At 66.3% G+C, this 18,852-nt stretch carries 19 protein-coding genes; 10 read left to right on the forward strand and 9 right to left on the reverse strand.

Annotation, left to right across the window (positions count from 1 at the left end):
* Window positions 1–98: 98 nt before the first annotated feature.
* The gene (locus F9K20_RS00545) at window positions 99–683 is read left to right on the forward strand and encodes a TIGR00645 family protein (RefSeq protein WP_290996860.1); all 585 of its coding nucleotides are present in this window, start codon (window positions 99–101) and stop codon (window positions 681–683) included.
* Between the two features lie 15 nt (window positions 684–698).
* Entirely contained in the window at window positions 699–1,811 is a 1,113-nt protein-coding gene (locus F9K20_RS00550; RefSeq protein WP_290996861.1) for a saccharopine dehydrogenase family protein, read from the forward strand.
* A gap of 16 nt (window positions 1,812–1,827) precedes the next feature.
* Here the strand turns inward: F9K20_RS00550 and secA are convergent, their stop codons facing one another.
* Window positions 1,828–4,836 (reverse strand): preprotein translocase subunit SecA, encoded by a 3,009-nt coding sequence (secA, locus tag F9K20_RS00555; RefSeq protein WP_290996862.1) that lies wholly within the window; start codon window positions 4,834–4,836, stop codon window positions 1,828–1,830.
* A gap of 431 nt (window positions 4,837–5,267) precedes the next feature.
* Here secA and F9K20_RS00560 point away from each other — a divergent pair, with 431 nt between their 5' ends.
* From F9K20_RS00560 to F9K20_RS00570, 3 genes are all read left to right on the forward strand, one after another.
* Window positions 5,268–6,218, forward strand: coding sequence for a peptidylprolyl isomerase (locus tag F9K20_RS00560; protein WP_290996864.1), 951 nt, complete (start codon window positions 5,268–5,270; stop codon window positions 6,216–6,218).
* Between the two features lie 99 nt (window positions 6,219–6,317).
* Window positions 6,318–7,565, forward strand: coding sequence for a bifunctional glutamate N-acetyltransferase/amino-acid acetyltransferase ArgJ (argJ, locus tag F9K20_RS00565; RefSeq protein ID WP_290996866.1), 1,248 nt, complete (start codon window positions 6,318–6,320; stop codon window positions 7,563–7,565).
* A 13-nt stretch (window positions 7,566–7,578) separates the two neighbouring features.
* Window positions 7,579–8,235, forward strand: coding sequence for a thiopurine S-methyltransferase (locus F9K20_RS00570; RefSeq protein ID WP_290996867.1), 657 nt, complete (start codon window positions 7,579–7,581; stop codon window positions 8,233–8,235).
* Between the two features lie 72 nt (window positions 8,236–8,307).
* Here the strand turns inward: F9K20_RS00570 and F9K20_RS00575 are convergent, their stop codons facing one another.
* Complete coding sequence (locus F9K20_RS00575) at window positions 8,308–8,499, reverse strand: hypothetical protein (RefSeq protein ID WP_290996868.1); 192 nt, start codon at window positions 8,497–8,499, stop codon at window positions 8,308–8,310.
* 142 nt (window positions 8,500–8,641) lie between these two features.
* On the reverse strand, window positions 8,642–9,448 hold the full coding sequence (locus tag F9K20_RS00580) for a cyclase family protein (RefSeq protein WP_290996869.1): 807 nt from the start codon (window positions 9,446–9,448) through the stop codon (window positions 8,642–8,644).
* 219 nt (window positions 9,449–9,667) lie between these two features.
* Here F9K20_RS00580 and F9K20_RS00585 point away from each other — a divergent pair, with 219 nt between their 5' ends.
* Window positions 9,668–10,717 carry a D-alanyl-D-alanine carboxypeptidase family protein gene (locus tag F9K20_RS00585; protein ID WP_290996871.1) on the forward strand — a complete coding sequence of 350 codons (1,050 nt, stop codon included), beginning with the start codon at window positions 9,668–9,670 and terminating at the stop codon, window positions 10,715–10,717.
* Between the two features lie 22 nt (window positions 10,718–10,739).
* Here the strand turns inward: F9K20_RS00585 and gshB are convergent, their stop codons facing one another.
* On the reverse strand, window positions 10,740–11,678 hold the full coding sequence (gshB, locus tag F9K20_RS00590) for a glutathione synthase (protein WP_290996872.1): 939 nt from the start codon (window positions 11,676–11,678) through the stop codon (window positions 10,740–10,742).
* Window positions 11,679–11,819: 141 nt separating this feature from the next.
* Between gshB and F9K20_RS00595 the strand changes: the two genes are divergently transcribed.
* Complete coding sequence (locus tag F9K20_RS00595; protein WP_290996874.1) at window positions 11,820–12,182, forward strand: GIY-YIG nuclease family protein; 363 nt, start codon at window positions 11,820–11,822, stop codon at window positions 12,180–12,182.
* 227 nt (window positions 12,183–12,409) lie between these two features.
* On the opposite strand, the gene F9K20_RS00600 is transcribed toward F9K20_RS00595, so the two are convergent.
* Both F9K20_RS00600 and rsmI read right to left on the reverse strand, forming a co-directional pair.
* Window positions 12,410–12,793 carry a YraN family protein gene (locus F9K20_RS00600; RefSeq protein WP_290996875.1) on the reverse strand — a complete coding sequence of 128 codons (384 nt, stop codon included), beginning with the start codon at window positions 12,791–12,793 and terminating at the stop codon, window positions 12,410–12,412.
* Window positions 12,790–13,644: a 16S rRNA (cytidine(1402)-2'-O)-methyltransferase gene (rsmI, locus tag F9K20_RS00605; RefSeq protein ID WP_290997121.1), complete on the reverse strand. Its 855-nt coding sequence runs from the start codon at window positions 13,642–13,644 to the stop codon at window positions 12,790–12,792. The genes F9K20_RS00600 and rsmI overlap by 4 nt, the downstream gene beginning before the upstream one ends.
* A gap of 230 nt (window positions 13,645–13,874) precedes the next feature.
* Between rsmI and F9K20_RS00610 the strand changes: the two genes are divergently transcribed.
* On the forward strand, window positions 13,875–15,122 hold the full coding sequence (locus tag F9K20_RS00610) for a penicillin-binding protein activator (RefSeq protein ID WP_290996876.1): 1,248 nt from the start codon (window positions 13,875–13,877) through the stop codon (window positions 15,120–15,122).
* Window positions 15,123–15,182: 60 nt separating this feature from the next.
* On the opposite strand, the gene F9K20_RS00615 is transcribed toward F9K20_RS00610, so the two are convergent.
* From F9K20_RS00615 to F9K20_RS00625, 3 genes are all read right to left on the reverse strand, one after another.
* The gene (locus tag F9K20_RS00615) at window positions 15,183–15,608 is read right to left on the reverse strand and encodes a hypothetical protein (protein WP_290996877.1); all 426 of its coding nucleotides are present in this window, start codon (window positions 15,606–15,608) and stop codon (window positions 15,183–15,185) included.
* 294 nt (window positions 15,609–15,902) lie between these two features.
* Window positions 15,903–16,772, reverse strand: a complete 870-nt coding sequence (gene gluQRS, locus F9K20_RS00620; protein WP_290996879.1) for a tRNA glutamyl-Q(34) synthetase GluQRS — start codon at window positions 16,770–16,772, stop codon at window positions 15,903–15,905.
* A gap of 18 nt (window positions 16,773–16,790) precedes the next feature.
* Complete coding sequence (locus F9K20_RS00625) at window positions 16,791–17,279, reverse strand: hypothetical protein (RefSeq protein ID WP_290996880.1); 489 nt, start codon at window positions 17,277–17,279, stop codon at window positions 16,791–16,793.
* Window positions 17,280–17,431: 152 nt separating this feature from the next.
* Here F9K20_RS00625 and F9K20_RS00630 point away from each other — a divergent pair, with 152 nt between their 5' ends.
* Window positions 17,432–18,094 carry a DNA-3-methyladenine glycosylase 2 family protein gene (locus tag F9K20_RS00630; RefSeq protein ID WP_290996881.1) on the forward strand — a complete coding sequence of 221 codons (663 nt, stop codon included), beginning with the start codon at window positions 17,432–17,434 and terminating at the stop codon, window positions 18,092–18,094.
* Window positions 18,095–18,239: 145 nt separating this feature from the next.
* Window positions 18,240–18,800: an HNH endonuclease gene (locus F9K20_RS00635; protein WP_290996882.1), complete on the forward strand. Its 561-nt coding sequence runs from the start codon at window positions 18,240–18,242 to the stop codon at window positions 18,798–18,800.
* The last annotated feature ends 52 nt before the right edge of the window (window positions 18,801–18,852 follow it).

Here is an 18,852-nt window from a genome sequence, read left to right on the forward strand (position 1 = left end):
GCCCGGCGGCCGAAGACGGCTCCGGGCCGCTCGCTTGCGGATGCTTCCCGCTGCATGTCATACACGCTTCGGCAATCGACAATCAGCGGGTCTTCGACATGTTGCGCACCATCCCCCGGCAAACCGAGCGTCTGATCGAAACGGCAATCTTCGCCAGCCGGTGGATATTGGCGCCGTTCTATCTCGGCCTCGCGCTGTCGCTGTTCGTGCTGCTCATCAAATTCGTCTTTGAGCTGGTGCACATCGCGGAGACGGCATTTAGCGCCACGGAATCGCAGGTCATCCTCGGGCTGCTGGCGCTCGTCGATCTCGCCCTGACGGGGTCGCTGGTCGTCATCGTGATCTTCTCGGGCTACGAGAACTTCGTCTCCAAGATCGATCACACCGGCCACCGCGACTGGCCCGAGTGGATGGGCACCATCGATTTCACGGCTCTCAAGATCAAGCTGCTGGGGTCGATCGTCGCCATCTCGGCCATCCAGCTGCTGAAGCAGTTCATGTCGATCAGCACCGTGTCCGACCGCGACCTCTTCTGGCTGGTCATCATTCACGTCGTGTTCGTCATCTCCAGCGTGCTGCTCGCCCTGTCGGATCGCATCTCGGCCAGCAACCACGCACCGGCCGAAGCGGTGCCGACGCCGGCGGTGCCCGCCAGCCAGGTCAGCGCCAAGAAACACGCCTAGCCGCGGCGCGGTGCCGTGAACCGCATCGTCATCGTCGGCGGCTACGGCGCGTTCGGGGCGCGCGTGGCCGAGCGCCTGGCGCGCGAGCCGCATCTCGAGATCGTCATCGCCGGACGCGCGGCCGACAAGGCGCACGCACACGCATCGGCGCTCGCCGCTACGGCGCGTGCACGCCTCGAGTATGCGGCGCTCGACGCAACGCGCGCGGATGCCGCCGTGATAGCGGCGCTGGCTCCGGCCGTGCTGATCAACGCCTCCGGGCCATTCCAAACACAGGACTACCACTTGGCGCGCGCCTGCATCGCGACAGGCTGCCACTACATCGATCTCGCCGATGCACGCCCCTTCGTCACCGGCATCGCCATCCTCGATGCGCCGGCGCGGGCGGCGAACGTCACCGTCGTCAGCGGCGCCAGCTCGGTGCCCGGCCTGTCGTCGGCAGCCGTGCGCCACATGGCGGAGAGGCTCGCCCGGCTCGAAGAAGTGCACATCGGCATCTCGCCCGGCAACAGCTTCGATCCGGGCGTCGCCACGGCGGCGTCCATCATCGGTGCCGCCGGCAAGCCGATCCTCGTTTGGTCGCAAGGGCGATGGATCACGACCTACGGCTGGCAGCGCCTCCACCGTCATCGCTTCCCGGAGATCGGCGCGCGCTGGATGAGCGACGTCGAGGTTCCCGACCTCGATCTGCTACCGCTCAACTATCCGCAGCTGACGACGGCGCGCTTCTCGGCCGGGTTGGAGGTCGGCTTGTTTCACCTGGGGCTGTGGGCGGCATCGTGGCTGGTGCGCGCCAAGCTCGTGCGCGATCTGAGCCCGCTCGCACCTGCCTTGCTCGCCGCCAAGCGGCGCTTGTCGATGCTCGGCAGCGACGCGGGCGGCATGTTCGTGCGCATCCTCGGCCGCAACGGCCAGCGCGAGCGCCGCACGCTCACCTGGCACCTGATCGCGCGCAGCGGCGATGGCCCCTACGTGCCGGCCATGGCGTCGGTGATCCTCACCAAGCGGTTGGTCGCCGGGGAAGGGCCTCCACCCGGCGCCATGCCATGCTTCGGACTGTTCGCGCTTTCAGATTTCGCAGCCGAGGTCGCCGACCTCGACATCACCTGCACGCTCGAGCGCGACTGACGTCTTCCTAGTCGGATCAGTCGGCCCTGCCGTGGCAGTGCTTGTACTTCTTGCCGGAGCCGCACGGGCACGGCGCGTTACGGGCGACGCGGCCCCAGGTCGCGGGATCGGACGGATCGAGCGAGGTCGTGCTCTTGCGCGTCTGCAGCGGCGGACGCCGGTCGGGCGCGCCGCCCACGGGCCCGCGCACTTCCGCCGCGATGGCCGCGTCCGCCATCGCCAGCTCATCCATGCCCGAGAACGGATCGATGTGCGAGGCGTGCATTTCCGGCAGCTCGATTTGCTGCATGTCGGGCCGCGCCTCGGGCGAAGCCAGCTCGACGTGCATGAGCTGGCCGGTGACCGCCTCGCGCAGGTTGCCAAGCATCGCTTCGAACAGCACGAACGCCTCGCTCTTGTACTCGTTGAGCGGGTCGCGCTGGCCATAGGCGCGGAAGCCGATCACCTGCCGCAGGTGCTCCAGCGTGACGAGATGCTCGCGCCACAGGTGGTCGAGCGTCTGCAACAGCACCATCTTCTCGATCTGGCGGAAATTGCCGTCGCCCAGCTCCTTCGCCTTGCGCTCGGCCTTGTCGTCGACCTCCTTGAGGATACGCTCGGTGATCTCCTGGTCGGCAATGCCTTCCTCGGCCGCCCACTCCTCGATCGGCAGGTCGATGCCGAACACGCCGTTGATCGCCTCACGCAACGCCGGCGTGTTCCATTGCTCGGCATAGGCAGTCTCAGGGATGTTCTGGCGCACCAGCTCCTGCACGAGCTGGTGGCGCAGATCCTTCACCGTCTCGGAGACGTCCTCCTCACCCATGATGTCGAGCCGCTGCTCGAAGATGACCTTGCGCTGGTCGTTCATCACGTCGTCGTATTTGAGGATCTGCTTGCGGATGTCGAAGTTGCGCGCCTCGACCTTCTTCTGCGCCATCTCCAGCGACTTGTTCATCCACGGATGGGTGATCGCCTCGCCTTCCTGCAGGCCGAGCGTCTTCAACACGCTGTCCATGCGGTTGGAGCCGAAGATGCGCATCAAATCGTCTTCGAGCGACAGGTAGAACTTGGAGCGGCCGGGATCGCCCTGACGGCCGGAGCGGCCGCGCAGCTGGTTGTCGATGCGGCGGCTCTCATGGCGCTCGGTGGCCAGCACGTAGAGACCGCCGGCCTCCAGCGCCTGCTGCTTCTTCTCGGCCACGTCTGCCCACAGCCGCTCCTTGGTCTTGGCGATCTCCCGCTCGTCGGGCTCGCGGCCCGCGTCGCGCTCGGCGGCGATCCACTCCTTGAGGCGGGCTTCGGCGTTGCCGCCGAGCTGAATGTCGGTGCCGCGGCCGGCCATGTTGGTGGCAATGGTCACCGCGCCCGGAACACCCGCCTGGGCGACGATGCCGGCTTCCTGCTCGTGGTAGCGGGCATTGAGGACCTGATGCGGGATGGGATCTGTATTGGCCTTGGTGCGCGAGCCGATCTCGACCAGATACGAGCCCATGTCGGCGAGGTAGTCCTTGAGCTCCTGCTCCTTGCCGGCCTTGAGCTTGTCGGAGAGGGCAAGCGCACTGCGCCCGAGCTCCTGGATGTACTTCTTGTCTTTGAGCAGCGCCGACAGCTGCTCGGACTTCTCGATCGACACGGTGCCGACGAGAATTGGCTGCCCGCGCCGGCGGCAGTCGGCGATCGTCTGCACGATGGCTGCGTATTTCTCCTTCGCCGTGCGGTAGATCTCGTCGTCCTCGTCGGCGCGGGCGACGGCGACGTTGGTCGGAATCTCGACCACGTCGAGGCCGTAGATGTCGAGGAACTCGCTCGCCTCGGTGGAGGCGGTACCGGTCATGCCGGCCAGCTTCTTGTAGAGGCGGAAGTAGTTCTGGAAGGTGATCGAGGCCAGCGTCTGGTTCTCGGGCTGGATCTCGACATGCTCCTTGGCCTCGAGCGCCTGGTGCAGGCCTTCGGAATAGCGCCGGCCCGGCATCATGCGGCCGGTGAACTCGTCGATGATGACGACTTGGCCCCCTTTGACGATGTAGTCGCGGTCGCGCTGGAACAGCTTGTGCGCCTTGAGGGCCGAGTTGACGTGGTGGACGAGCGAGACGTTCTCGATGTCGTAGAGCGAGCCCTTGAGGACACCTTGGCTTTCGAGCAGTTGCTCCATGCGCTCGTTGCCGAATTCCGTGAGCGACACTTGGCGCTGCTTCTCGTCGAGCTCAAGCAGACCCTCGGTCTTCAGCAGCTCCTTGGCCTTGTCCGGGCCGTTGTCCGCCTCGATCTCCCTCTCGATCTTGGCGTGCTCCGCTACGAGGCCCTTCATCAGTTCATCGACGGCCTGATAAAGATCGGCGCGATCCTCGAGCGGACCGGAGATGATGAGCGGCGTGCGCGCCTCGTCGATGAGGATCGAGTCCACCTCGTCGACGATGGCGTACGAGTGGCCGCGCTGGACCATCTCGTCCTTGTCCATCTTCATGTTGTCGCGCAGGTAGTCGAATCCCAACTCGTTGTTGGTGCCGTAGGTGACGTCGCAGGCGTACGCCGCCTTGCGCTGTTCATCGTCGAGACCGTGCACGATGGTGCCCACGGTAAGGCCGAGGAACTTGTAGATGGCACCCATCCACTCGGCATCGCGCGTAGCCAGATAGTCGTTGACGGTGACGACATGCACGCCCTTGCCGGCGAGCGCGTTGAGGTAAACGGGAAGCGTGGCGACCAGCGTCTTGCCTTCGCCGGTCTTCATCTCGGCGATCTTGCCCTCGTGCAGCACCATGCCGCCAATGAGCTGCACGTCGAAATGGCGCTGCCCGAGCGTGCGCTTGGCGGCCTCGCGCACCGTCGCGAAGGCAGGGACGAGAAGGTCGTCGAGGGTCGCGCCTTCGCGCAGCTGACGCCGGAAATTCTCCGTGCGCATCTTCAGCTCGCCATCGGTGAGCCGCGCAACATCCTCCTCGAGGGCGTTGATCGCCTCGACGCGCGGCTGATAGCCCCTGACGCGGCGCTCGTTGGATGAGCCGAAAATCTTCGCCGCGAATCCGCCGATCGTCGAAAGCATTCGAAGTGTTCCCTAAAATCCGGGCTGGTGCCGGGAGGTAGTGGCATGGCGTTGCGGATAGATCTGCCCGCGCCGGGAAGCCGTCATGATCGCCGAGATTGACAGGACCCCGCATGCAGCAGACGGCCGTGATGTGCGCTACAAGCGCCTAAGGTGCAAGAAGTTCGGCCGCGGGGGAGAGATAAGGACCGCACCATAGGCTTGTCAACGCATTGGAAACCCTTCCACGGCCCGCTGAAACGGCGAAGAAACGGCCCCCAACTCTCCAATTCTTAACTTGGCAGCCACTGGCGGCCCCACTATCCATGGGCCCGCAGCCGGCCGGCTGCGCCGTTTCCAGTTGCGCCAGCGCGCAAACCCGCGGGTGTCCGTCACCTCTCTTCCGCCCGCCAAACAATCAGAGATCGAGCATGCATCGAGTTGTTCCGAAAATGCGCGCCCTTGCGGGCTTCGCCCTCCTCGCCGCTATCGCCTTTGCGGTGGACGGCACCTTCGCCGTCGCGCAGGACGCCGCCGGCGACAAGGTCGTCGCTACGGTGGATGGGAAAGCCATCACCGAAGGCGACATGAAGCTCGCCGAAGGCGAGATCGGCTCCGAACTCGGCCAGCTACCGGCGGACGTAAGGCGCCGTGCGCTCGCCGAGTACCTCATCGACAACCAGCTGTTCGCCAACGCCGCCGAGGCCGCCAAGCTCGGCGATACGCCGGAATTCCAAAAGTACATGGCCTACCTGCGCCAGCGCGCGCTGCGTGAGCAGTTCTTCGAGAAGACGTTGAAGGGCAGCGTCAGCGAGGACGAAGCAAAGAAAATCTACAACGAGCGCGTCGCACAGATGAAGCCGGAGACGGAATTCGCCGCCCGCCACATCCTCGTCGCCGACGAGGCGAAGGCCAAGGAGCTGCGCGCCAAGATCGCCGCCGGCGAAGATTTTGCGAAGCTGGCCGGCGAGAACTCGACCGATCCCGTCTCCAAAAAGGACGGCGGCTTCCTAGGCTATTTCGGCATGGGGCAGATGGTACCGGAGTTCGAGGCCCAGGTCGCCAAAATGCAGAAGGGCGAGCTGTCGGAGCCGGTGAAGACCGCGTACGGCTGGCACATCATCAAGCTCGAGGATCGGCGCCAGAAGCAACCGCCGACGTTCGAGCAGGTGAAGGACACGATCATGAACTCCCTCGCCGTGCGCAAGGCGCAGGAGAAATCCGCCGAGCTGCGCGGCAAGGCCAAGGTCGACTATGTCGACGCCGACATCAAGAAGATGGTCGAGGAGCAGCAGAAGAAGCAGGCGGAAGCCATGGAGGCAGCCAAGAAGGCGGCCGAGCAGGGCGCCCAGCCAGCCCCGGGTGCAGCGGCGCCGGCAACGCCGCCCGCCGCCAAGCCCTAACGGCGAACAATCTGCAACGCATCTCCATCGGGCCGCTTGCTCCAGGCGGCCCGATCTGTTTCCTCATGGCGGAATTTGCCACCGCGCCGGAGCCGACCCATGGGCAAATCCGCCCCCGCCTCGCCTTTCGCCCCCGCCTCGCTGCCTGACGTGCCGCAGGTGCCGGGTGTGCGCTTTGCCACCGCCGAGGCCGGCATCCGCTATAAGGGCCGCACCGACCTCTTGCTCGCGGCTTTCACACCCGGCACCGAGGTCGCCGGCGTGCTGACGCGCTCGAAGACACGCTCGGCACCGGTCGATTGGTGCGCCATCGGGCTGCGCGAAGGCAAGGCGCGGGCGCTCGTCGTCAACTCCGGCAATGCCAATGCCTTCACCGGCAAGAAGGGCCTCGAGGCCGTGGTCATCACCGCCGATGCCGCGGCCGCCGCGGTCGGCTGCGCCCCGGGCGAGGTGTTCATCGCCTCCACCGGCGTCATCGGCGAACCGCTCGAAGCCGGCAAGTTCGCGCACCTGCTCGGAAGGCTCGCCGGCGAGGCGAAACCCGACGCCTGGCATGCCGCGGCGCGCGCCGTGATGACCACCGACACCTTCCCGAAGCTCGCCACCCGCACCGCCACGATCGACGGCTGCGAGGTAGTGATCAACGGCTTCTGCAAGGGCGCAGGCATGATCCAGCCGGACATGGCGACGATGCTGTGCTTCGTCTTCACCGATGCTCCCATCGCCGCCGTGGCGCTGCAGCCCTTAGTCGCCGACAGTGCCGACCGCACCTTCAACTGCGTGACCATCGACGGCGATACATCGACCAGCGACACGCTGCTCGTGTTCGCGACCGGCGTAGCGGAAGAGCGTGGCTGCCCGCGCATCACCGATCCTACCGACCCGCGGCTTGCCGACTTCGCGGCCGCGCTGCACAGCCTCTTGCGTGAGCTGGCAATCCTCGTCGCCAAGGACGGCGAGGGCATCACCAAATTCGTCACCGTCGAGGTGGAAGGCGCCGAGGACGACCGCGCGGCGCGCCGCATCGGCTTGTCGATCGGCAACTCGCCGCTCGTCAAGACGGCAATCGCCGGTGGCGACGCCAACTGGGGGCGCGTGGTGATGGCGGTGGGCAAGTCCGGCGAAGCCGCCGACCGCGACAAGCTGTCGATCCGCTTCGGCGACATTCTCGTCGCGCAGGAAGGGGAGCGGGCGCCGAGCTACAAAGAGGAAGAGGTCGCGCGCTATATGCAGCGATCCGAAATTACCGTGCGCGTCGACCTCGGCATCGGCGATGGACGGGCGACGATCTGGACCTGCGATCTGACGCACGGCTATATCGACATCAACGCCGACTATCGAAGCTGAGCGAGTGAGACCTATGGACCCCACATTCTGGCGCGAGCGCTGGCGGAACCAGGAAATCGGATTCCATCAGCCGGACTTTCACGCGCTTCTGCAGGAGCATTGGCCGCGGCTGGCGCTCCCCCAAGGCTCGCCGGTATTCGTGCCACTGTGCGGCAAGAGCCTCGACATGGTGTGGCTGGCGCAGCAAGGCCACCGGGTCATCGGCGCGGAGCTGAGCGAGCTGGCCGTCGACAGCTTCTTTTCCGAGCGCGGCCTCGCGCCCGCGATGCGGCAGGCGGGTGGCTTCACCATCAAGTCGGCGGGACCGTACGAGCTTTGGTGCGGCGACGTGTTCGAGATGCCGCGCGAGGCTGCCGGCGACGTTGCCGGCGTTTACGACCGCGCCGCACTCATCGCCTTGCCTCCCCCGCTGCAGGGGCGCTATGCGACGAAGCTCAAAGAGATCGTACCGGCAGCTGCGCCCATCCTGCTCGTCACGCTCGACTATGACCAATCGCAAATGTCTGGACCGCCCTTCGCCACCCCGCGCCGGCAGGTGCACGATCTGTTTGCCGACGATTATGCGTGCACCGAGCTCGCATCCCGCCAGGTGCTCGAGGGCCATCCGCACTTCAAGCAGCGCGGGCTGACCGCGCTCGAAGAATGCGCCTTCCTGTTGCGCCGGAAATAGAAGCAAGCGCTCACCCGCCCGCGCTGAGGTGCAAGTGCAGCGCGGTCGGGTGAGGCGCCAAGAAAAAGCGGCTTAGTGGTGATGGTGGCGGTGGCGGGGGCGGCAAACCTGGACCCACTTCGTCCGGCGCTTGCCCCACTTCCACACGGTCTTCTTGACCATGTGGCAACGGTAGCCGTCACGCGGACCGGCTTCCGCCGGGGTTGGGGCCGCAGCCATGGCGAGGGGAGCCGCCAGCAATGCCATTGCAACAAAATACTTCATCATCATCTCCTCAATCTCACTCTTCGCTGCGTCAGGTTCCGTTGCGTTCGGCACTCTGCGCCAGCAAAGAGTGGAACGGCGACGCCGCGCGCGCTCCGTCGGCCGCCACGCAATTTCCATAATTTCGCAGCCCCGAGGCTCCTCACCGCGGCACGAGTGCGATGACGCGGGCGGGCGCGCCGGTGCCGCGCGCGATCTTCATCGGCAGCGCGACGACCCACGCGCCCGTGGCCGGAAGTTGCTCGAGGTTGGTGAGATTCTCGATGCCGACAACATTGGCGGCGCCGGCAAGCCGGTGCACGAGGAAGTCCTTGGAGGGGCCATTGTCGATGCTTGCCGTATCGACGCCAATCACCATCACGCCGCGCTCGATGAGCAGGCGAACGGCCTCAACGCCAAAGGAGGGAAAATGCAGGTGGCTCGCATCTCCCGGCGTATCATCGCCGAGGTAAGCGCGCTTGTCGGGCCAGCGACTGCTCCACCCCGTGCGCAGCAGCACGATCGTGCCGGGCGAGAGTCTGCCGTGGCGCCCCTCCCATGTCGTGACATCCTCGACGCTCAACGTGTAGTCGGCGTCAGCCGCTGCCTTGGCCGCCACGTCGATGACCGCGACCGGCCCCACCATGCGTTCGATCGGCAACGCACCGACCATCGTCCCCTGCTTGGCGAAATGGAACGGCGCATCGATGTGTGTGCCACCGTGCTCGGGCAGGCAGAACCTGTTCGCGGCATAGAAGAAACCCCGTTTGGTGAGGCCGCGGTGCTCCTCGATCAGCTCGAACGTCTTCGTCTCCGTCGGCCAGAAGATCGTATCCCGATCGATGGCATGAGTGAGATCGACAATTCGAGCCCTAGCGAGGTCGAGGCCCTGGGCGCGCAGGGGCTCGGTGACCATAAGGAGAACGGCGGCTAAGCCGAGCAGCGCCGTAATTCGGCGGATGGCGAGCATGGAGCACTCCCGTGAGGGTGAGCAGGTAACCTGGGTCGAGAATGATTACCGTCGGGAAATGGAGAGTTTAAGCATTGCTGCTTGCGTGAAATTAGTCAGCCCAAAGCTGTAATTTTGTTCCCGGCCGGTTAGCGGGCTGACATTTGCCGCCAAGGTGCGCATACTCGCGCAATTGGGGAATCAACGGCTTGGCGGAGAACCGGCGTCTTGGCGAGGGACGTGAGCATCGCATTGACGGCAGCATTGACGGCCTGGGCGTATTGTGTCCAGCCCGCGGCCGCCGGCTCGGCAGTGGTGTTCGACCTCGAGGACGGCCACGTGCTTTACGCCGAAGACATCGATGCGCCGTGGTACCCCGCATCGCTCACCAAGATGATGACGGCCTACCTCGCCTTCACCGCCATACGCGACAAGCGGGCGACGAAGGAGACCAAGATATTCATGTCGCCGGCCGCCAATAGGCAACCGCCGACCCGCCTCGGCCTCAAGGTCGGCAAGGAGATCACGCTCGATGACGCGTTACGCGCGCTGATCATGCGCTCGGCCAACGACGTCGCGGTGGCCATCGCCGAGGCGCTGGGTGGGGACGAAGCATCATTCATCAAGGAGATGAACCAGACGGCAGCCCGCCTCGGCATGGCGCACACGCACTTCATCAATCCGCACGGGTTGCCGGCCGAGCAGCAGGTCACCACGGCGCGCGACATGGGGCTCTTAGCGCAGGCGTTGTTGCGCGACTTCCCCGAGGAGGCGCCGCTCTACGCGCTCACCCAGGCGACCATCGGCAAAATCACCATCGGCACGCACAACGCGCTGCTCACCTCGTTCCCCGGCGGCGATGGCATCAAGACCGGCTATACCTGCGCCTCCGGCTACAATCTCGCCGCCAGCGCCACGCGCAACGGGCGCCGCATGATCGCGGTTATCCTGGGAGAATCCACCAGCGGCGCGCGCACGGCGCGCGCTGCAGCGCTGCTGGAAAATGGCTTCCGCACAAGGGAATGGAAGACAGCCTTCCCCATCGCCCGCATCCAGAATTACCCGAGCGAGGTGGTCGGCGCCGGCTTCGAGCCGGATGCGATGATGCTCGAGCGCTTCCGGGCCTGCAAAGCGCCGCCGCCTCCGCCGCCGCAGGAGACGGCCAGCGCCGCGACGGCCGCCGGCAACGGCAACGGCAAGCCTAACGCCAAGTCGGACGTGAAGAAGGTTTCGGCCAAGCCGACGGTGAAGAAGACCGTCAAGAAGAGGAAGCGCCGCGTACAGCAGTGACCAACGCGAGGACCACGCTCGCTTAGAGCTTCTCCTCGATGGCGTCCCAGATCAGCGCAGCGATATCGGCGCCGCCGAACTGCTTCACCTGCCGGATGCCGGTCGGCGAGGTGACGTTGATCTCGGTGAGATAGGGTCCGATCACGTCGATGCCGGCGAACAGGAGCCCGCGCTTTTTCAACTCGGGGCCGAGGCGCGCGCAGATCTCCTCGTCGCGCTTGGTCAATTTCGTCGGGCGCGCCGTGCCGCCGACGTGCAGGTTGGAGCGCGTCTCGCCGGCTGGCGGCACGCGGTTGATGGCGCCGGCGAATTCGCCGTCGACGAGGATGATGCGCTTGTCGCCGTCCTTCACCTCGGGCCGGTACTGCTGCACCATGAACGGCTCGCGGAACACGGTCTGGAACAGCTCGACGAGGGAGCCGGTGTTGGTGTCGTCCTTGGCGATGCGGAAGATGGCGGCGCCGCCGTTGCCGTAGAGCGGCTTCAGGATCACGTCGCCCATCTCGGCCCGGAACGCCTGCACGTCAGCTAGCGAGCGCGTGACGATGGTTGGCGGCATCAGGTCGAGGAAGTCGAGGACGAAAATCTTCTCCGGCGCGTTGCGCACTTGCGCGGGATCGTTGACCACCAGCGTCTTCGGATGGATGCGCTCCAGAAGGTGCGTCGTCGTGATGTAGGCCATGTCGAACGGCGGATCCTGGCGCAACAGCACCACGTTGCGCTTCGACAGGTCCTCGACGCGCGGACGCGTCAGCTTGTAGTGGCTCCCCTGCTTGTCCTGCACCTTGAGCGTATGACCGCGCGCCAACAGCTTGTCGCCGTGCAGGGCGAGGTCGGGCGGCGTGTAGTAGAAGAGGTCGTGCCCGCGCTTTTGCGCCTCGAGCAGGATGGCGAAGGTGGAATCGCCGCGGATGTCGATCCGCTCGATCGGGTCCATCTGGCAGGCGACGCGTAGGGGCATAGGTCAGGCTCGGCTGTGGGAAGCCGACCGTAGACTGTTTCATAGCCAGACTGTCAATGCGTATCGCGTCTGCCCGTCTACCCCGTCATTCCCGCGCAGGCGGGAACCCAGTCACACTCCACCAGGCTCCTTGATTGCAGTATGCTTCCCGACTTGGAGGCTGCGGCCGTGTCGAAGTGCCCGTGCGTCTACATCCTCGCGAGCGACCGCAACGGCACGCTCTACATCGGTGTCACAAGCGATCTTCCCGGGCGCGTAAGCGTGCACATTCAGGATCTCGTTTCCGGGTTCACCGCAAAGTACCACGTGCACCGCCTAGTCTACTACGAGATGCACGAGACCATGGCCGCGGCCATCGCCCGCGAGAAGCGGCTCAAGAAGTGGAACCGGCTGTGGAAGCTTCGCTTGATCGAAAGTGCCAACCCGGAGTGGCTGGACCTCTTTGACCGCACCAGCGGCGCTATTCTCGACTTACCGGCGGATGCCGAGCGCAATCGATCATAACTTCACCGCCGGGGCACGGTGTTCTGGGTTCCCGCCTGCGCGGGAATGACGTTGTGTGGAGGCGAGCATGTGCCACTCCAGTAGAGAGCTTCGCGCCGAGCGCCGGCACACCTTCCGATCGATGAATGCATTTGGCCCTCTTGTCCCCCTCTTCGTCATTCCCGCGCAGGCGGGAACCCAGGCACGCATCACCCCCCCGCACTACGACCGCGTGGCGCGTCCCGGTGCTAAAGCCCGTTGGGGATGTGGCGGGGCCAGCGGCGCGGCACCAGCAGGACGAGGTCGAAGCCCTGCTCGTGCGCCTGATAGCGCGGCCGGTACGCCAGCCAGTAGTCTGCGGCGGTGCGGATGCGCCCGGCCTGACGGCCGCCCACCGCCGCTTCAGCGTCCTCGTCGGTCAGCCGCCGCTTTACCTCGACAAAGGCGATACGGTTGCCGCGCACGGCGATGATGTCGATCTCGCCAGCCCGCGTCTTCACGTTGCGGCCGACGATGCGGTAGCCCTTGGCCATGAGCACGGCTGCCGCCAGCAACTCGGCCAGGCGCCCGCGGCGCAGGCGAGCGCGCCGCTCGTCGGCACCGAAAGGCCGGCGGGGGGATGCCGCCGTCATAGCGTCTCCTTGCGCAGCTTAATGCCGAGATCGTAGACCCGGCTCTTCGGGACCCCGAGCGCTTCGGCGACGGACTTGGCGGCGTCGCGCAGGCTCATGTCGCCAAGCGCCGCGGCAAGGCGCGTGGCAATATCGGCGTCGCTAACGTCGGCTTGCAGCGGGGGCCCAACGAGGATCACGGCTTCACCCTTCACGGCTTGCCCCTCGAGTTCGGCGGCAAGCTGGTCGAGCGGCGCCCGCCGCACCTCCTCGTGCAGCTTGGTCAGCTCGCGCGCGAGCGCCGCCGGGCGCGCGCCCAGCATCGCAGCTAGATCGCCGAGCGTCTCCGCCACCCGCGAGGGCGCCTCGAACAGCACCAGCGTTGCCGGCACCTGCGCCAGCTCGGCGATACGCGCCCGCCGACCGGCCGATTTGGCGGGCAGGAAACCGGCGAACAGGAACGTATCGGTCGGCAGGCCGCCGAGGGTCAGCGCGGTCAGCGCCGCCGATGCACCGGGCAGCGCCTCGACGCGGTGTCCGGAATCGAGCGCCTCCCGCACCAGCTTCCAGCCGGGATCGGAGACGAGCGGCGTGCCGGCGTCGGAGATGAGGGCGACGCGCTTGCCCGCCGCCAGCTCCGCCAGCACCCGCGGGCGCTCCTTGGCGGCGTTGTGCTCGTGGTAGGGCCGCGCCGGCGCGCCAATGGCAAAATGCGACAGCAGCGTGCGGCTGTGACGCGTGTCCTCGCACAGGACCACGTCGGCGCGCGCCAGCACCGTGAGGGCGCGCAGCGTGATGTCGCCGAGATTGCCGATCGGGGTCGACACGACATAGAGGCCGGGCCCCAGCTCGGCCCTGAGATGCCGCTGCATCTCCTCGCCGGCGCAGGCGATGATGCGGCTCGAATCGGCGTCGGCTCCGCGCATGGCGGCCATCTCTTTCGCAGCTGCGACGTCGATTGTTCACGATAGTGGCAGAGCGGCACTTTTCGACGGCGAATCGAGCGTCTAACCAGTAACTGGAGTGTCGTTACACCGTTCCTGCAGCCCGCACCATCTTGCCGGGCGCGGGCCGGCGGGGCAACGCGGGGGACCCCGGATCGATGCGGACACGCTGGGAGCAGGCCGAGGGTAGCGGGCGCAGACGCGCCGGCGCGCTGGCTGTGTTCGGCCTTCTGCTCGCCGGCTGCTCGACAGGGGGCATGGGCACCGCCGAGCCGCCGATGGCGGCGCTGGCCCCCGCACCCGGGCAGAGCCAGGGTCAGATCCGCGCCCCGGTGAAGATCGCGTTGCTGCTGCCGCTGGGCGGCATGGGCGAGACGGCGGCCATTGCCAAGGGCATGAAGCAGGGCGCCGAGATGGCGCTGTTCGAGCTCAACGATCCCAACGTCGAGCTGATCACCAAGGATGACGGCGGCACGGCGGCCGGCGCCCGCGCCGCGGCGGACGCCGCCATCAAGGAAGGTGCCGAGATCATCGTCGGCCCGCTGCTGTCGCAGTCGGTCACCGGCGTCGCCCCCGTGGCGCGCCAAGCCAATGTGCCGGTGCTCGCCTTTTCCAACAACAGCCAGGTGGCCGGCCAGGGAATCTATCTCTTGAGCTTCCTCGCCGAGCAGGAGGCGGAGCGAATCGTCTCGTTTGCCGCCGCGCAAGGTAAGCGCCGCTTTGCCGCGCTGATCCCAGATGACGCCTACGGCGCCGTCGTCGAAGCGGCGTTCCGGCAGGCGGTGCAGCGCAATGGTGGCTCGGTCGCCGTCGTCGAGCGGTACCCCCTCGCCGCTAACGGCATGCTCGCCCCGGCCAAGCGCGTCGTCGAGGCGATCAAGACCGCCGAGGAGCAGATGGTTCCGATCGACGCGCTATTCCTGCCGGGTGGGCCGGAGGCCCTGCCGCAAATCGGCCCGGTCATCGCCTATTCCGGCCTCGACACGACGAAGGTGAAGCTGCTCGGCACCAGCGCTTGGGACTTCCCAGCCATCGCGCGTGACGCGGCCTTCGTCGGTGGCTGGTATCCGAGCCCCGACCCGATTGCCTGGCGGTCGTTCGCCGAGCGTTTCGCCAAGACGTTCGGCACCGCGCCACCGCGCATCGCCTCCGTCGCCTACGACGCGGTGGGCTTCGCCATCGGTCTGTCGAGCAATCCGCCCGGCGCTCGCTTCACCCTGGCCAACCTGACGCGCGCCAACGGGTTCTCCGGCGTCGATGGCATCGTGCGCTTCGGCGCCAATGGTCTGAGCGAGCGCGGCCTCGGGGTGCTCGAGGTGCAGAAGTTCGGTTCGGCTGTTATCGACGGCGCACCGACGAGCTTCGAGGCGACGAAAGTCTCCGCCGCGCAGCAGACAGTGCGCTAGACGAGAGCTTCGCTCCGGGCCGGGACGCGAATCGGTCACATCAAAAAGCTGGCAGTCGAATCAGGCCGCGAGCGCCTTGCGGTAACGCTCCGGTGCGGTGCGCTCAGCCTCGGCCAGGATCGCGCGCAGGCCGGACACGTCGGCTGGCAGCGCCATGGCCGGGCGCAGATCGTGCAGAAGTTGGGTCAGCGCGTAGTCGGCAGAATCGAGCTGCCGCGCGGCGGCCGCCTGCAAGCTCAGGACGCGCTGGAAGCTCGTCAGGGCCGCGGAGAGGATGCCCGTCGCCCGGCGCCAGTGGTCTTCAATGGTCGTGTGCGCCGGCTCGATCACCTGCGCGGTATCGAGGGGCGCGCGCGCCGGGACAGCGTGCGGCGCCAGCGAGGCCCACAGGCCGGCCAGCGCGAAATTGCCGTATGCGAAATAGGTTCGGAGCATATCGAGGCGCAGCGTTATCCGCTTCTTGACCGAGGTTGCATGAGCGCCCATGGCCAGGGCGCGCTCACGGGCTGCACGCACAACGGACGCGAGTACTGGGGGAAGCTCGAAGCTGACCCTATTCGCCTGAAAAGACAATATGTTCTGCCAATATGCTGTCATGGCGTGGCACTTGCGCTACGGATGCCGCCGCATCACAAGCGTTATCTTTTCAGACAATGCTTAAGGAAGCGCTCACCATGAAAAAATCTACGGTCCAAACCGAACCTTAGAGACGATCCATGCCTTTTTGTATGCGGCCGCCGTGCGAATGCACCGATATAGCGACGTCTTTTATGCATCGGTCTAGCTGCCGAGACCCAGCGTGCGGCGCACGTCCGCCGCTGATGCCCCAGCGGCGCGCAACTCGGCGAGCCCCGTGTCGCCGGCGCTCTTGGCCAGCTTGCGCCCTTCCGCATCGGCGAGCAGCCGGTGATGGTGGTAGAGCGGCTCCGGCAGCCCCAGTACGACCTGCAGCAGGCGGTGCAGCCCCGTCGCCTGATAGAGGTCGCGGCCGCGGGCGACGTGGGTAACGCCCTGACCCGCATCGTCGACGACGACGGCGAGGTGATAGCTCGCCGGCACGTCCTTGCGCAGGATGACAGCGTCACCCCACAGCTCCGGGTGCGCCTCGATCGCCTGCGGGCGGTCGCTTTCGTCGAGCTCGGTGAAGGTGAGTGGCGCACCCTTGAGGCGCTCGCGCGCTACCGCCAGCGCCCGCTGCATGTCGAGCCGCAGCGCGAAGCGCTCGCCGTTCTCCATGCGCGCCTCAATCTCGGCCCGCGGCAGCCCCTTGTGCAGGCCCGGGTAGAGAGGCGCGCCATCGGGATCGACCGCTCCGGCAGCGGCCCCCACCTCGATCTCGCTGCGCGAGGCAAAGCACGGATAGAGCAGCCCCTGCGCCTCCAGCCACTGCGCCGCCCGCGCATAGACCGCGAAGTGCTGCGACTGGCGCAGCACCGGCTCCTCCCAGGCGATACCCAGCCAGGTGAGATCCTCGAAAATGCCGGCGATATGCTCCTCGCGGCAGCGCGCCACGTCGATATCCTCGATGCGCACGAGGAAGCGGCCGCCCAGCCGCTGCGCCCTGTCGAACCCGGTCAGGGCTGAGAGCGCATGCCCGAGATGCAGCGGCCCGTTGGGGCTGGGGGCGAAACGAAATACCGGTACCGCCATGAAGCTCGCGTGCCGCGCTCAGTCGCAATTGCCGGAGCGTCCGGCACCGGGCGAATAGGTGCGCGCCACTGCCTCGACGACACGGTTATAGAAGCGGCGCTCGGACTTGGGATAGATCATCGCCCAACTGTTTATCAGCTTGCCGCCGCAGGTGAAACTGACGCGCTCGTAGAACTCGCGATCGCCGATCGTACCAGACAGCACGAACCACTTGCCGCGCATCGGCGCATACTCGATATGCGCCCCGGCATAGTTCTCCTGCATGAGATAGTCGCGGTAGTCCTCGAGCGTCGTCGCCTCCTCGTTGGCGAAAGCACCTACCAGGAGCTGCGCCTTCCCATCGCGCGAAAAGAGCATCCGGCCCTCGTCCGTCCTGGACTCGCTGGCCTGCTGAAAGACCTCGCTGGGATAGGCGATAAGGAAGCCATGGCGCTCGTTGCGCACGGTGGCCCAGTCTCGGCGCCAATCGGCCGCCGCCGCCATCCCGCCCGCCAGCAGCACCGCCAACAATGCCGCCGTACATGAAGTTGCCGCTCGCGATCGACCCGCCATCGCCCAGCACTCCGATGAACGCGCAAAGCCCGCCGCTTTGCGAACGCGCATGCAAGACTTTACGTTGCATGCAGCCGCTAGAGAAGAGTTTCGCGTGGGCAATGCACATGAAGCGCAAGCAACCGGCGCCGATCATCCTCGACGACGAGCACATGCGCGATGGCATACGCGCACTCCGTCGCAAGTGCCCGCACCTGCGTCTCGTCCACGAGCAAGCCGGCGACCCGCCGCTGCGCCGGCACGCGGCGGGCTTTGAGGGGCTCGCGCGCATTGTCGTCGGCCAGCAATTGTCGCTCGCCAGTGCGCAGGCGATCTGGGGACGGCTGCAGCTCACGGTGAGGCCGATGACGGCGGGGGCGCTTCTCGCGGCAGGCGACGATGAGCTGCGCGCTGCCGGGTTGTCGAAGGGCAAGGTCAAGACGCTGCGCGCCGTCAGCTCGGCGGTCGCCGCCGGGTTCGACCTCGACAGGCTGGAGCACGCACCCGAGGTGGAAGTCCACGAGGCGCTCACCGCGCTGCCCGGCATCGGGCCGTGGAGCGCCGACATCTATCTCCTCTTCTGTCTCGGCCGCGCCGACGCCTTCGCGGCCGGAGACCTCGCCCTGCAGATCGCGGCGCGCGCCGCCATGGGGCTCGAGCAGCGACCCTCACGCGATGAGCTTTTCGCCATCGCCGAGCGCTGGCGCCCCTGGCGCGGCGTTGCCGCCCACCTTCTGTGGGCGTACTACAAGGTCGCCGATCGCGCCCTGCTGCTGCAGAAAAATGCCTAGGTGACCTGCGTTTAGCTGCCGCGGCCACACTCGAGCCGCGACCGCCGGCGGGAGCTTCACAGAGTTGATATGCGCCGCTAGTATCCCGGCCGAACTTCGGGGAGAACGCGATTCGCTAACGAGAAGCCGATAGGACGCCAATAACGTGGATGCGCACGCTGCCATTCCGGACAGCTTTCCAGCATTGGTCCTAAACGCCGACTTCCGGCCGCTGAGCTACTACCCTTTGTCGCTCTGGAGCTGGCAGGAGTCGGTGAAGGCTGTTTTTCTCGATCGCGTCAACATCGTCTCCGAGTATGACCGCTTCGTGCGCAGCCCCTCCTTCGAGATGAAGCTGCCGAGCGTCGTGTCTCTCAAGACCTATGTGAAGCCGGCGCTCTATCCCGCGTTCACGCGCTTCAACGTGTTCCTGCGCGACCGCTTCTCCTGCCAATACTGCGGCGCCAAAGACGATCTGACGTTCGACCACCTCGTCCCGCGCTCGCGCGGCGGCCAGACGCGGTGGGACAACGTCGTCGCCGCCTGCGCCCCGTGCAATCTGGAAAAGGGCGGCGCCATGCCGGACGAGGTCGGCATGCATCCGATGCAGTCGCCCTACCGGCCGACGGTGTTCGAGTTGCACCGCAACGGGCGACTGTTCCCGCCCAACTACCTGCACCAGAGCTGGCTCGACTATCTGTATTGGGATACCGAGCTCGAGCCTTAATTCTCTCCACTGTCATCCCGGAAGCGGCGAGCGTCTGCGAGCCGCTATTCGG

It is taken from the genome of Hyphomicrobium sp. (genome assembly GCF_009026145.1).
GTDB lineage: Bacteria > Pseudomonadota > Alphaproteobacteria > Rhizobiales > Hyphomicrobiaceae > Hyphomicrobium_A.